Source organism: Mesorhizobium sp. f-mel, assembly GCF_053850215.1.
This window is the reverse complement of the sequence record NZ_JBSPTO010000010.1, coordinates 26,645-39,584: the sequence shown is the minus strand read 5'-3', so window position 1 is coordinate 39,584 and position 12,940 is coordinate 26,645. Positions and strand designations below refer to the sequence as shown.

The window sequence follows — 12,940 nt, the reverse complement described above, 5'->3', positions numbered from 1 at the left end:
GGACATGCCGATCGAAATTCTCATGCCCGCACTCTCGCCGACCATGGAAGAGGGCAATGTTTCCAAATGGTTGAAGAACGAGGGCGACAAGGTCGCCGCCGGTGACGTCATTGCCGAGATCGAGACCGACAAGGCGACGATGGAAGTCGAAGCGGTCGACGACGGCACGCTCGGCAAGATCCTGGTCGCCGAGGGCACCGAAGGCGTGAAGGTCAACACGCCGATAGCGGTGCTGCTGCAGGACGGCGAGAGCGCCGCCGATATCGGCAAGGATGCCAAGGCTGCACCGGCTTCCACCCAGGATGCGGTTTCAGACGGCGGGCAGCGCACCGACGCAGCCGAGGAAGCCTCGAAGTCCGCGCCGCAGGATGCCGGCGAGGCGCCGAAGGCGTCCGTTCCCGCTGCCCCCGCCATGAAGGCCGCCGCCGATCCTGACATCCCGGCTGGCACAGCAATGGTCTCGACCACTGTGCGCGAGGCGCTGCGTGACGCGATGGCCGAGGAGATGCGTCGAGACGGCGACGTCTTCGTGATGGGCGAGGAGGTCGCCGAGTACCAGGGCGCTTACAAGATCACGCAAGGGCTACTGCAGGAATTCGGGCCGAGGCGCGTCGTCGACACGCCGATCACCGAGCACGGTTTTGCCGGCGTCGGCGTCGGTGCGGCGATGGCCGGCCTGAAACCGATCGTCGAGTTCATGACCTTCAACTTCGCTATGCAGGCGATCGACCAAATCATCAATTCCGCCGCCAAGACGCTCTATATGTCCGGCGGCCAGATGGGCGCGCCCATCGTCTTCCGCGGGCCGAACGGCGCGGCTGCTCGTGTCGCCGCCCAGCATTCGCAGTGCTATGCCGCCTGGTACAGCCACATTCCCGGCCTGAAAGTGGTGATGCCTTACTCCGCCGCCGACGCCAAGGGGTTGCTTAAGGCCGCGATCCGCGACCCGAACCCGACCATCTTCCTCGAGAACGAAATCCTTTACGGCCAGTCCTTCGACGTGCCGAAGATGGACGATTTCGTGCTGCCGATCGGCAAGGCGCGCATCCACAAACCGGGCAAGGACGTCACCATCGTCTCCTTCGGCATCGGAATGACCTATGCGATCAAGGCCGAGGCCGAATTGCGCGGCATGGGCGTCGATGCCGAGATCATCGACCTCAGGACCATCCGGCCGCTCGATTTCGACACCATCATCGGCTCGGTCAGGAAGACCAACCGGCTGGTGGTGGTGGAAGAAGGATTTCCGCAGAACTCGGTCGGCGACCATATCGCCAACCAAGTGTCGCAGCGCGCCTTCGATTTCCTCGACGCGCCGGTCATCACCATTGCCGGCAAGGACGTGCCGATGCCCTATGCGGCAAACCTCGAAAAGCTGGCGCTGCCCAATGTCGGCGAGGTCGTCGAGGCGGTCAAAGCCGTCACATATCGCTGAGCAGGGCGGGAGGAAAACATGCCGATCAACATCACCATGCCGGCCCTGTCGCCCACGATGGAAGAGGGCAATCTTGCCAAGTGGCTGGTCAAGGAGGGCGATAAGGTTTCGCCAGGCGACGTGATCGCCGAGATCGAGACCGACAAGGCGACGATGGAAGTTGAAGCCGTCGATGAGGGCACGGTGGCCAAGCTGGTGGTTCCGGCCGGCACCGAAGGCGTCAAGGTCAACGCGCTGATCGCCGTGCTCGCGGCTGAGGGCGAGGATGCGGCGGCTGCCGCCAAGAGCGGTGACGGCGCTGCGCCGGCAAAGGCCGAGGCTCCGAAAGCGGATGCCCCCAAAGCCGAAACACCAAAGCCCGAAGCGTCGAAGCCGCAACCTGCCGCCACACCTGCCCCCAAGGCGGAAGCGGCTCCGGTCGCCAACGGCCATGCAAGCGGTGAGCGTGTCTTCGCCTCGCCGCTCGCGCGCCGCATCGCCCGGGAAGCCGGTGTCGATGTCTCGGCGGTGACCGGCTCCGGCCCGCATGGCCGCGTGGTCAAGGCCGATGTCGACGCAGCGATTTCCAGCGGCGGCGTCAAGGCGGCACCGGCTGCGAAAGCGGCACCTGCCGGCGCTCCGGCATCTGCAGCGGCAGCCAAGCCAATGTCGGACGACCAGGTGCTAAAACTGTTTGCCGAAGGCTCCTACGAGCTTGTCCCGCACGACAACATGCGCAAGACCATTGCGCGCCGGCTGGTCGAGGCCACGACCACCATTCCGCATTTCTACCTGACGCTCGACTGCGAGCTCGACGCGCTTCTGGCCCTGCGCACGCAGATCAACGCGGCCGCCCCGATGAAGAAGACCGACAAGGGGGAGGCGCCGGCCTACAAGCTGTCGGTCAACGACATGGTCATCAAAGCGATGGCAATGGCGCTGATGGCGGTGCCGGATGCCAACGCGTCATGGACCGAAAGCGCCATGGTCAAGCACAAGCATGCCGATGTCGGTGTCGCCGTGTCGATCCCTGGCGGGCTGATCACGCCGATCATCCGGCGCGCCGATGAAAAGACGCTGTCGGTCATCTCCAACGAGATGAAGGATCTCGCCAGCCGTGCCCGCAGCCGCAAGCTGAAACCGGAGGAATACCAGGGCGGCACCACGGCGGTGTCCAATCTCGGCATGTTCGGCATCAAGGACTTTGCCGCCGTCATCAACCCGCCGCATGCCACGATCCTGGCGGTCGGCGCCGGCGAAGAGCGCGCGGTGGTCAAGAACGGTGAGATCAAGATCGCGGCAATCATGTCGGTGACGCTGTCGACCGATCACCGCGCCGTCGACGGCGCGCTCGGCGCCGAACTGCTCGTCGCCTTCAAGCGCATGATCGAAAATCCGATGGGCATGCTGGTCTAGAAGGAAGGAGGCGGTGCGGAAATTCTTCACCAGCCTTGTTGCCTTCAGCCCTTCCGGCGTCGCAACGATCATGTGCAATGGCTGTTGGTGCGCTGGCGGGTGAGGCGCGCGCGGGCAGATTTCAGCAGGAGGGGGGCAAACGAATGAAAACAGTCCTTTGCTACGGCGACTCGCTGACCTGGGGCTATGATGCGGCAAGTCTGGATCGCCACCCGCTCAAGGACCGCTGGCCGAGTGTGCTGCAGGCGACGTTGGGAGGCGATATCCAGGTCATTGCCGAAGGCTTGAACGGCCGCACAACGGCTTTCGACGACCATCTGGCCGGCGCCGACCGTAACGGCGCAAGAGTGCTGCCGACGGTGCTGATGACACATGCGCCGCTCGACCTGATCGTCATCATGCTCGGCTCCAACGACATGAAGCCGTGGATCCACGGCAATCCGGTGGCGGCCAAGCAAGGCATCCAGCGCCTGATCGCTATCGTGCGCGGCCACGACTACCCGTTCGACTGGCCGGCGCCGCAGATCCTGCTCGTTGCGCCGCCCGCGGTCAGCCGAACCGACAACGCTGAGTTCAAGGAAATGTTCGCCGGCGGCGACGAAGCTTCGAAGCGGCTGGCGCCGCAATATTCCGCCCTTGCCGACGAGGCCGGCTGCGGCTTTTTCGATGCCGGCACGGTGGCAACGACCACGCCGCTCGACGGCGTCCATCTTGATGCGGAAAACACGCGCAACATTGGCGAGGCGCTGGCACCGCTGGTGCGTGTGATGTTAGCGACATGATAGTCGATGCAAGTCTGATCATGGCCTCTGGTTGGCTGTGCATTGGCAAGGCCGCCGTCGAAGTCGGCTTCTTGCAGGTTACGCATTTCTGGGGCTCTGGGTATCCGACTCCCTTTCGATACTGATGCACGAGCAAGCTTTCGCGCCTCCAATACTGAGGTGCGAGCCAATTTCGATCCCGAAGCCTTCTTTCGGTGAAGCCTCGCTTCAATAAGGACCACAAAATGGCTGAGAACTACGACGTCATCATCATCGGCTCCGGCCCCGGCGGCTACGTCACGGCGGTGCGTTCCGCCCAACTCGGCTTCAAGACGGCGATCGTCGAGCGTGAGCATCTCGGCGGCATCTGCCTCAACTGGGGCTGCATCCCGACCAAGGCGCTGCTGCGTTCGGCCGAGATCATGCACTATTCCGATCATCTGAAGGACTACGGCTTGAAGATCGACGGCAAGGTCAGCGTCGATACCGCTGCCGTGGTCGACCGCTCGCGAAAGGTCTCGCTGCGGCTCAACGGCGGCGTCGCCTTCCTGATGAAGAAGAATAAGGTCGACGTCATCTGGGGCGAAGCCAGGCTCTCCAAGGCGGCTTCCGGCGATAAACCGGGCGAGATCGTCGTGTCGAACTCGTCGAAGAAGCCGATGGAGCCGCAGCCGCCGGCGCCCAAGGGCGTCAAGGGTGAGGGCACTTATACCGCCAAGCACATAATCCTGGCGACCGGCGCCAGGCCGCGCGCGCTGCCCGGCATAGAGCCCGACGGCAAGCTGATCTGGACCTATTTCGAAGCGATGGTCCCGAAGGAGATGCCTAAATCGCTGCTGGTGATGGGTTCGGGCGCAATCGGCATTGAGTTCGCCTCATTCTACCGCACCATGGGCGCGGAGGTGACTGTGGTCGAGTTGTTGCCGGCGGTAATGCCGGTCGAGGACGCCGAGGTCTCGAAATTCGCGCAAAAGCAGTTCGAGAAGCAAGGCATGAAGATCATCCTCGAGGCCAAGGTGACCAAGGTCGAGAAGGGTGCGAACTCGGTCACCGCGCATGTCGAGATGAAGGACGGCAAGGTTGAGAAGATCACCGCCGACCGGATGATCTCGGCCGTCGGTGTGCAGGGCAATATCGAGAATCTCGGCCTCGAAGCGCTCGGCGTGAAGACCGAACGCGGCTGCGTCGTCGTCGACGGCTACGGCAACACCAATGTGCCCGGAATCTATGCCATCGGCGACGTTGCCGGCCCGCCTATGCTCGCCCACAAGGCCGAACATGAAGGCGTGGTGTGCGTGGAGAAGATCGCCAATTTCCCCGGCGTGCATGCCACTGACAAGCTGAAGATTCCGGGCTGCACCTATTGCAACCCGCAGGTTGCCTCCGTCGGCTTGACCGAAGCGAAAGCGAAGGCCGAGGGCAAGGACATCCGCGTCGGCCGCTTTCAGTTCGCCGCCAACGGCAAAGCCATCGCGCTCGGCGAAGACCAGGGTTTCGTCAAGACCATCTTCGACAAGAAGACCGGCCAGTTGCTCGGCGCGCATATGGTCGGCGCCGAAGTGACCGAGCTGATCCAGGGCTTTGTCGTGGCGATGAACCTGGAGACCACCGAGGAAGAACTGATGCACACCATCTTCCCGCATCCGACGCTGTCGGAGATGATGAAGGAAAGCGTCCTCGACGCCTATGGCCGCGCGCTGAACGCGTGATAAATTGACCGCGTGAGACTCGACACGTGAAAGCCAAGGAACTCAACGGCAAGGTAATTCGTTTCCGGATGCATTCATCACACAAGGAGAGGGCATATGGACGTGAATGGCGTGGGCTGGATCGCAGCCATCATCATCGGCGGTTTGGCAGGGTGGCTTGCGGAGATGTTCATGAAAAGCAACATGGGCATCTTGATGAACATCATTCTTGGCATCGTCGGCGCGATCGTGCTGAATGCCATCCTGCAGGCGCTCAACATCGGCGCCTTCGGCGCTGGCTGGATCGCTTATCTGATCACCGGTTTCATCGGCGCCTGCCTGCTGATCTGGGTAGGGCGCATGGTGCGCCGTTAGTTGCTGAACTCTTGCCATGCGAAAACGGCTGTGGCGGCATGCGCCGCCGCGGCCTTTTTCTTTGCAGCGAAAAGTCCTAGATGACTTGTGAAAGCGACCGCCGGAAGGCAATCGCGAATGAACTGGATTTCTGATGGTCACCGTCCTCGACACGATCGCCAATGCGCCGCGCCTGAGGCATCCTGAAAAGGCGCACAAGCCTGACCAGGATGTGCTGCGCAAGCCCGACTGGATCCGCGTCAAGGCGCCGATGTCAAAAGGCTATGCCGAGACGCGCGAAATCGTGAAGTCGCACAGACTGGTGACGGTGTGCGAAGAGGCCGGTTGCCCCAATATCGGTGAGTGCTGGGAAAAGAAGCACGCCACCTTCATGATCATGGGTGAGATCTGCACGCGCGCCTGTGCCTTCTGCAACGTCGCCACCGGCATTCCGACAGCGCTCGATCCCGATGAACCGGCGCGCATCGCCCATGCGGTCAAGCAAATGGGTCTGAGCCATGTCGTCATCACCTCAGTCGACCGCGACGATCTCGCCGATGGCGGAGCTCAGCACTTTGCCGAGGTCATCCGCGCCATCAGGGCGGCAACGCCTTCGACGACGATCGAAATCCTGACGCCCGACTTCCTGCGCAAGGAAGGTGCGCTGGAGATCGTGGTGGCGGCGAAGCCGGACGTGTTCAACCACAATCTGGAGACCGTACCGTCGAACTATCTGACGGTCCGGCCCGGCGCCCGCTATTTTCATTCGATTAGGCTCCTGCAGCGGGTCAAAGAACTCGACCCGTCGATCTTCACCAAATCCGGCATCATGGTTGGCCTCGGCGAGGAGCGGAACGAGATACTGCAGTTGATGGATGATCTGCGTTCGGCCAATGTCGACTTCATGACCATCGGCCAGTATCTGCAGCCGTCGAAGAAACACCACCCTGTGATCCGTTTCGTCACGCCGGAGGAATTCAAGTCCTTCGAGACGATCGGCAAGACCAAGGGCTTCCTGCTGGTGGCATCGAGCCCGCTAACGCGTTCGTCGCATCACGCCGGCGACGATTTCGCCAAGCTGCGCGCGGCACGGGAAGCGTTTCTCAGGAAGTCCGCCTAACACACTGGTTTCATGCCACAATTCGAAGCCCACCGCCGCGTTGCGCATACGCCGGAACAGATGTTCGCTCTGGTCGCCGATGTCGAATCCTATCCGCAATTCCTGCCGCTTTGCGAGGCGCTGACGGTTCGCTCGCGCAAGGAACGCGACGGACGCACCCTGCTCGTCGCCGACATGAGCATCGGCTACAAGGCGATCCGCGAGACTTTCACCACGCAGGTGCTGCTAAAACCTGGCGAGAACGCCATCGACGTCAAATACATCGACGGTCCATTCAAATATCTGAGCAACGCCTGGCGTTTCGAGCCGGCCGACGGCGGTTGCGATGTCTGCTTCTTCATCGACTACGAATTCAAGAGCCGTATTCTGGGTGCGGTGATGGGAGCGATGTTCGATCGCGCCTTCCGCATGTTTTCCGAGGCGTTCGAGAAGCGCGCCGACGTCATCTATGGCGCAACGCCGGCAGCCTGATCCGCAGCGAGTGCGCGCAAGCCCAGTTCAAGCGCATGCCTGACCGTCTCCCGGCGGATGAAATTGCGGCCTTTGTCGGCGAACAACTGACATTCGCTGACGACCGGCCGGCCAGTCAAGGCGATACCGAACCAGACCAGGCCGACGGGCTTTTCCGCCGAGCCGCCGCCCGGACCGGCAATGCCGGTAACGGCAAGGGTGAGTCCGGCGCGCGAATGGGCCAACGCGCCGGCCGCCATCTCGACTGCGGTTTCCCGCGAGACCGCGCCGTGCGTCTCAAGCGTGGCGGCGGAAACGCCGAGCATCTCAGTCTTGGCCTCGTTGGAATAGGTGATGAAACCCCGGTCGACCACCGTGGAAGAGCCGGCGATGTCGGTAAGGGCGGCGATGATCATGCCGCCTGTGCAGCTTTCGGCCGTCGCCAGCATGATGCCACGCTGTCGGCAGGCCTGAAGCAGGGCATCTGCGAGATCGCTGTTGCTCATTCGGGTACATCCCCCGGAAACACGACGCTGGCGGTCGCGATAGCCGCTATGCCTTCCTCGCGTCCGACAAAGCCGAGCTTTTCGTTGGTTGTTGCCTTGATAGAGATACGGTCCCGGGAAATTGCCAGCATTTCCGAAAGGGTTTCGGTCATTGCTTCGCGATGTGGGCCGACCCGGGGCGCCTCGCAGATCAGCGTGATGTCGGCATTGGCGATGCGCCCGCCGCGCGCACGCACCAGTCTTGCCGCATGTTCGACGAAGATCCGCGAGGCCACGCCTTTCCACTGCGGATCCGACGGCGGGAAATGCGTGCCGATGTCGCCGGCGCCGCAGGTGGCGAGCAGCGCGTCGGTCAAGGCGTGCAGGCCGACATCGGCGTCCGAATGGCCGGCCAGTTTCTTGTCGTGCGGGATGGAGACGCCGCACAGGACGACATGGTCACCGGGCTCGAAGGCATGGACGTCGTAGCCATTGCCGGTGCGGATGTCCGGAAAATGCAGCCGCTCGCCGGAAAGCCGCTGATCCGCCATCGAAATATCCCTTGCCCAGGTGAGCTTGACATTGTCCGGCGAGCCCGGAACGATTTTCACCGGAATATGCGCCCATTCGGCAATCGCGGCATCGTCGGTGAAGTCCGCCTTGCCCAAGTGATGGGCCTTTTCGTGGGCGGCCAGGATCGGCCAGAACGGGAAGCCTTGCGGCGTCTGGGCGGCATGAAGCCCGTTCCTGGAAACCGTCTCGCCGATCATGCCGGCGGCCGACTCACGTTTCAGCGTGTCGGCGACGGGTAAGGCAGGCAGCGCTCCCTGGCGCTCGCCGATAGCGGCGATCGTACGGTCTATCAATTCGGCGTCGACGAACGGGCGAACGGCATCATGGACCAGAACCTGGCTCGGTGCATGGCCTCTCAGCGCGAGCAGCCCGAGCCGGACGGAGTCCTGCCTGGACGCGCCACCGGTCACCGTGATGACTCGATCGGCGTTGGCTCCGGCGGCGCTGCGAAAAAGCGCGCTGTCGTCGGCGTGGATGGCGACGACGACAGGACCGATTCTCGGATGCGCCAAAAACATATCCAATGTGCGCGCGATAACGGCATGGCCACCGATCCTCTGGTATTGCTTCGGGCCGTCGGCCTGACCGGCGCGCGCGCCGCGGCCGGCGGCGACGATAACCACGGCAACCCTAGAGTCCGTAGCCAAAGCTGGCATTTCGCTTGCATCTGTCATGCCGAGACGCTTAGCGCATGATCCCGAAAAGTGGAATCGCTTTTCGGAAGAGATCATGCGCAGATGCAAAGTGCCAAAGGGTCCTTTCCTAAAGACGTACGCCGCTTAGGGGGCGGGTATGGGCCGAAGGCCAGCATTTTTCCCAAATGCGCCTTAATGTGACGTCATTGCGCGTTGCACATTGCTGCCATTCTGGCTAGAGATTGTGCAGCAACTAAAGATGCTTGGTTTTTGTGCATGTTTGACCTCACCAAATTGGCTTCGCCGCTGGACGTGGGTAGTGTGAGAATCCGCAATCGCGCTTTTCTCGCGCCGATGTCGGGCATAACCGATGAGCCGTTCCGGCAGCGTGCGTATGCGCATGGCGCCGGATTGGTCGTGTCGGAGATGGTGGCGAGCGGCGAGCTTGCCAGGGGCAGGGCCGGTTGTGGCCTTCGCATCCGCCATTCCGGGCTGCCTGTGCACATGGTCCAGCTTGCCGGCCATGAGGCGGCGCATATGGCCGAGGGCGCTCGAATCGCCGCGGGCGAGGGCGCCGACATCATCGACATCAACATGGGCTGCCCGGCCAAGAAGGTGACGGGCGGCTATGCCGGTTCGGCGCTGATGCGCGATCTCGATCACGCTTTGTCGTTGATTGAGGCGGTGGTCGGCGCCGTCGAGGTGCCGGTCACGGTCAAAATGCGGCTCGGCTGGGACGAAAGCGCGCTCAACGCGCCGCTGCTGGCGCGCCGCGCCGAGCAGGCGGGCGTCCAGATGGTGACGGTGCATGGCCGCACGCGCTGCCAGTTCTACCAGGGCAAGGCCGACTGGCGCGCCATCGCACGAACAAAACAGGCCGTGTCGATCCCGGTCGTTGCCAATGGCGATGTCGGATCGCCGGCGGAGGCGGCAATGATCCTCGACCAGTCGGGCGCCGACGCGGTGATGATCGGCCGCGCGCATTATGGCGCGCCCTGGACGGCAGGCAGCATCGCGGCAGCCGCGGCAAAAGATGCGGCGCCCGGCGTGCCCGAAAGTCCGCAAGCGCTGGCCGACTACATCGTTGCCCACTACGAGGACATGCTAACGCTCTACGGCATCGAAAGCGGCGTGCGCCAGGCGCGCAAGCATCTTGGCTGGTATCTCGACCGCCACGCTGTTGGCGTCGTTGATGAGCAGCGAAAGGCGATCCTCACCTCCTTCGAGCCCGTCCGCGTCGTTGCCGCGTTGCGCGAGGTGTTTTCACGCGCTGCCGAGGCGATGAACCTGCGGAGCGCAGCATGAACGCCACCGTTGCACAGAGCATGGATATGGCGGACGCCGCCCACATTGTGCTCAACACCATCCGCCGCCCAGTGATCATGGTCGATGCGGACGGGTTCATCACCTTCGCCAATGCCGATGCCGAGGATTTCTTCCGCTCGAGCGCGACCATGCTCGCCCGCAATACACTACCCAAGCTCATTCCCTTCGGCAGTCCGCTGCTGACGCTTGTCGACCAGGTGCGCGAGCGCCGGGCACCCGTCAACGAATACCGGGTCGACGTATCGTCGCCGCGCCTCGGCATCGAGAAGGTCGTCGATCTCTATGTCGCGCCGGTGTCGGAATTCCCGGGCTCCGTCGTGGTGATGTTCCAGGAGCGATCGATGGCCGACAAGATCGACCGGCAGATGACGCACCGCGGTGCGGCACGCTCGGTAACCGGCCTTGCCGCGATGCTCGCCCACGAGATCAAGAACCCGCTATCCGGCATCCGGGGTGCTGCCCAGCTGCTCGAACTGTCGGCTTCCGACGAGGATCGCGCGCTGACCCGGCTGATCACCGACGAGACCGACCGCATCGTCTCGCTGGTCGATCGCATGGAGGTGTTTTCCGACGAGCGGCCCATCGATCGCTATCCGGTCAACATCCACGTCGTGCTCGACCATGTGAAGGCGATTGCCAAGAACGGTTTTGCCAAGCGGATCAAGATATTGGAGGATTATGATCCATCATTGCCTCCGGTTTTCGCCAACCGCGACCAGCTCATCCAGGTGTTCCTCAACCTGGTCAAGAATGCGGCCGAGGCCATTGGCGGCGATCCGCAAGGCGAGATCACTCTGTCGACCGCATTCCGGCCGGGCATCCGTGTTTCCGTTCCCGGAACGCAGGGCCGCGTGTCGCTGCCGCTGGAATTCTGCGTGCGCGACAACGGTTCTGGCGTTTCCGAAGATATCCTGCCGATCCTGTTCGATCCCTTCATCACCACCAAGCCGAACGGGTCGGGGCTTGGTCTGGCGCTGGTCGCGAAAATCGTCGGCGAGCATGGCGGCATCATCGAATGCGATTCGACGCCGCGCGCAACCACCTTCCGCATCCTGATGCCAGCCTGGAAAGAAACGCCGTTCGGCACAGACGATGATGGCGAAGGAGACCGCAAATGATGGTTCGCGGCAATATTCTCGTCGCCGACGACGATGCGGCGATCCGCACGGTCCTCAATCAGGCGCTTTCGCGCGTCGGCCACGAGGTGCGCGTGACGTCCAACGCCTCGACGCTATGGCGCTGGGTGGCGGCCGGCGAGGGCGATCTCGTCATCACCGACGTGGTCATGCCGGACGAGAACGCTTTCGACATGCTGCCGCGCATCAAGAAGGCGCGACCGGAACTGCCCGTCATCGTCATGAGCGCCCAGAACACGTTCATGACCGCGATTCGTGCCTCCGAAACCGGGGCCTACGAATATCTGCCGAAACCGTTCGACCTGACCGAGCTTCTCAACATCGTCAACCGGGCGCTTTCCGAGCCCCGACGACCGAAGATCGATGCACGGGCCGACGAGCCGCCGGAAACGATGCCGCTGGTCGGCCGCTCGGCCGCCATGCAGGATATCTACCGCATGCTGGCGCGTATGATGCAGACCGACCTAACGGTGATGATTTCAGGCGAATCGGGCACCGGCAAGGAACTGGTGGCGCGCGCGCTGCACGAATATGGCCGCCGCCGCGGCGGCCCCTTCGTCGCGATCAACATGGCGGCGATCCCGCGCGACCTGATCGAATCGGAACTGTTCGGGCATGAGAAAGGCGCCTTCACCGGTGCGCAGAACCGCTCCACCGGCCGTTTCGAGCAGGCCGAAGGCGGTACGCTCTTCCTCGATGAGATCGGCGACATGCCGATGGAAGCGCAGACGCGCCTGCTGCGTGTCCTGCAGCAGGGCGAGTACACCACTGTCGGCGGCCGTACGCCGATCAAAACCGACGTCCGCATCGTCGCCGCCACCAACAAGGATCTGCGCACGCTGATCAATCAGGGACTTTTCCGCGAGGATCTGTTCTATCGCCTGAATGTCGTGCCGCTAAGGCTGCCGGCGCTGCGCGAGCGGTCCGAGGACGTTCCGGATCTCGTCCGGCACTTCTTCAAGCTCGGCGCCAGCGAAGGGCTGCAGACCAAGCGGATCTCCACCGGCGGCATCGAGCTGATGAAGCGCTATCCGTGGCCAGGCAACGTGCGCGAGCTCGAAAATCTTGTCCGCAGGCTTGCCGCACTCTATTCGCAGGATGAGATTTCCGCCGAAATCATCGAGGCGGAACTGAAGACCGGCGAGAGGCCGGTCGTTCCCGGTGGCGGCAACCTCATTCCCGACGATCTCTCCATCGGCCAGGCGGTGGAACATTTCCTGCAGCGCTATTTTGCTTCCTTCGCAGGCGATTTGCCGCCCGCCGGCCTCTATCAGCGCATTCTCTCCGAGGTCGAATATCCGCTGGTGCTGGCCTCGATGACGGCAACCCGCGGCAACCAGATCAAGGCTGCGGAACTCCTGGGCCTCAACCGCAACACGCTGCGCAAGAAAATTCGCGAACTCGGCGTCAACGTCTACAAATCGACCAGGCAGGCTTAGAGCGACGTGCGTCCGTTCGGACGTACAAAGTTCTCTAACACTTTGAGCTTTGCGCATCGTGCTTTCCGAAAAATCGATTCCGTTTTCGGGCCGGTGCGACAGAGCGAAGCTTTTCGGGGGATCGATCGCCGAAACATTTCCGT

The 12,940-nt window shown here is 62.7% G+C and carries 12 protein-coding genes; 10 read left to right on the top strand and 2 right to left on the bottom strand.

Annotation, left to right across the window (positions count from 1 at the left end; all coding sequences use genetic code 11):
* Positions 1–4: 4 nt before the first annotated feature.
* The 7 genes from ACWUKX_RS14845 to ACWUKX_RS14815 all read left to right on the top strand — a co-directional run bounded on the left by ACWUKX_RS14845 (position 5) and on the right by ACWUKX_RS14815 (position 7,224).
* Positions 5–1,435 (top strand): pyruvate dehydrogenase complex E1 component subunit beta, encoded by a 1,431-nt coding sequence (locus tag ACWUKX_RS14845; RefSeq protein ID WP_456007641.1) that lies wholly within the window; start codon positions 5–7, stop codon positions 1,433–1,435.
* 18 nt (positions 1,436–1,453) lie between these two features.
* The gene (locus ACWUKX_RS14840; RefSeq protein ID WP_456007639.1) at positions 1,454–2,830 is read left to right on the top strand and encodes a pyruvate dehydrogenase complex dihydrolipoamide acetyltransferase; all 1,377 of its coding nucleotides are present in this window, start codon (positions 1,454–1,456) and stop codon (positions 2,828–2,830) included.
* Between the two features lie 143 nt (positions 2,831–2,973).
* Positions 2,974–3,612: an SGNH/GDSL hydrolase family protein gene (locus ACWUKX_RS14835; RefSeq protein WP_456007637.1), complete on the top strand. Its 639-nt coding sequence runs from the start codon at positions 2,974–2,976 to the stop codon at positions 3,610–3,612.
* Between the two features lie 224 nt (positions 3,613–3,836).
* Positions 3,837–5,300 carry a dihydrolipoyl dehydrogenase gene (lpdA, locus tag ACWUKX_RS14830; protein ID WP_456007635.1) on the top strand — a complete coding sequence of 488 codons (1,464 nt, stop codon included), beginning with the start codon at positions 3,837–3,839 and terminating at the stop codon, positions 5,298–5,300.
* A gap of 96 nt (positions 5,301–5,396) precedes the next feature.
* A complete protein-coding gene (locus ACWUKX_RS14825; RefSeq protein ID WP_029352334.1) occupies positions 5,397–5,654 on the top strand; it encodes a GlsB/YeaQ/YmgE family stress response membrane protein in 258 nt (85 codons plus the stop codon).
* 133 nt (positions 5,655–5,787) lie between these two features.
* Positions 5,788–6,753 carry a lipoyl synthase gene (gene lipA / locus ACWUKX_RS14820; protein ID WP_029352336.1) on the top strand — a complete coding sequence of 322 codons (966 nt, stop codon included), beginning with the start codon at positions 5,788–5,790 and terminating at the stop codon, positions 6,751–6,753.
* A 12-nt stretch (positions 6,754–6,765) separates the two neighbouring features.
* Positions 6,766–7,224 carry a type II toxin-antitoxin system RatA family toxin gene (locus ACWUKX_RS14815; RefSeq protein WP_456007633.1) on the top strand — a complete coding sequence of 153 codons (459 nt, stop codon included), beginning with the start codon at positions 6,766–6,768 and terminating at the stop codon, positions 7,222–7,224.
* On the opposite strand, the gene ACWUKX_RS14810 is transcribed toward ACWUKX_RS14815, so the two are convergent.
* A complete protein-coding gene (locus ACWUKX_RS14810) occupies positions 7,200–7,709 on the bottom strand; it encodes a CinA family protein (RefSeq protein WP_456007631.1) in 510 nt (169 codons plus the stop codon). The genes ACWUKX_RS14815 and ACWUKX_RS14810 overlap by 25 nt on opposite strands.
* Entirely contained in the window at positions 7,706–8,935 is a 1,230-nt protein-coding gene (locus ACWUKX_RS14805; protein WP_456007629.1) for a bifunctional 2-C-methyl-D-erythritol 4-phosphate cytidylyltransferase/2-C-methyl-D-erythritol 2,4-cyclodiphosphate synthase, read from the bottom strand. Before ACWUKX_RS14805 ends, ACWUKX_RS14810 begins: the two co-directional genes overlap by 4 nt.
* Before the next feature lie 237 nt (positions 8,936–9,172).
* Here ACWUKX_RS14805 and dusB point away from each other — a divergent pair, with 237 nt between their 5' ends.
* Genes dusB through ntrC form a run of 3 tightly spaced genes read left to right on the top strand, consistent with a single transcriptional unit; the run spans position 9,173 to position 12,797 of the window.
* Positions 9,173–10,201 carry a tRNA dihydrouridine synthase DusB gene (gene dusB / locus ACWUKX_RS14800; protein ID WP_029352342.1) on the top strand — a complete coding sequence of 343 codons (1,029 nt, stop codon included), beginning with the start codon at positions 9,173–9,175 and terminating at the stop codon, positions 10,199–10,201.
* Positions 10,198–11,340, top strand: coding sequence for a two-component system sensor histidine kinase NtrB (locus ACWUKX_RS14795; RefSeq protein WP_029352343.1), 1,143 nt, complete (start codon positions 10,198–10,200; stop codon positions 11,338–11,340). Before dusB ends, ACWUKX_RS14795 begins: the two co-directional genes overlap by 4 nt.
* Entirely contained in the window at positions 11,337–12,797 is a 1,461-nt protein-coding gene (gene ntrC, locus ACWUKX_RS14790; RefSeq protein WP_029352345.1) for a nitrogen regulation protein NR(I), read from the top strand. Before ACWUKX_RS14795 ends, ntrC begins: the two co-directional genes overlap by 4 nt.
* Positions 12,798–12,940 lie beyond the last annotated feature (143 nt).

What these genes read in the sequence shown, in the direction of transcription:
- ACWUKX_RS14845 (WP_456007641.1), top strand. Translation starts at nt 5, where the DNA reads ATGCCGATCGAAATTCTCATGCCCGCACTCTCGCCGACCATGGAAGAG.
- ACWUKX_RS14840 (WP_456007639.1), top strand. Translation starts at nt 1,454, where the DNA reads ATGCCGATCAACATCACCATGCCGGCCCTGTCGCCCACGATGGAAGAG.
- ACWUKX_RS14835 (WP_456007637.1), top strand. Translation starts at nt 2,974, where the DNA reads ATGAAAACAGTCCTTTGCTACGGCGACTCGCTGACCTGGGGCTATGAT.
- lpdA (WP_456007635.1), top strand. Translation starts at nt 3,837, where the DNA reads ATGGCTGAGAACTACGACGTCATCATCATCGGCTCCGGCCCCGGCGGC.
- ACWUKX_RS14825 (WP_029352334.1), top strand. Translation starts at nt 5,397, where the DNA reads ATGGACGTGAATGGCGTGGGCTGGATCGCAGCCATCATCATCGGCGGT.
- lipA (WP_029352336.1), top strand. Translation starts at nt 5,788, where the DNA reads ATGGTCACCGTCCTCGACACGATCGCCAATGCGCCGCGCCTGAGGCAT.
- ACWUKX_RS14815 (WP_456007633.1), top strand. Translation starts at nt 6,766, where the DNA reads ATGCCACAATTCGAAGCCCACCGCCGCGTTGCGCATACGCCGGAACAG.
- ACWUKX_RS14810 (WP_456007631.1), bottom strand. Translation starts at nt 7,709, where the DNA reads ATGAGCAACAGCGATCTCGCAGATGCCCTGCTTCAGGCCTGCCGACAG.
- ACWUKX_RS14805 (WP_456007629.1), bottom strand. Translation starts at nt 8,935, where the DNA reads ATGACAGATGCAAGCGAAATGCCAGCTTTGGCTACGGACTCTAGGGTT.
- dusB (WP_029352342.1), top strand. Translation starts at nt 9,173, where the DNA reads ATGTTTGACCTCACCAAATTGGCTTCGCCGCTGGACGTGGGTAGTGTG.
- ACWUKX_RS14795 (WP_029352343.1), top strand. Translation starts at nt 10,198, where the DNA reads ATGAACGCCACCGTTGCACAGAGCATGGATATGGCGGACGCCGCCCAC.
- ntrC (WP_029352345.1), top strand. Translation starts at nt 11,337, where the DNA reads ATGATGGTTCGCGGCAATATTCTCGTCGCCGACGACGATGCGGCGATC.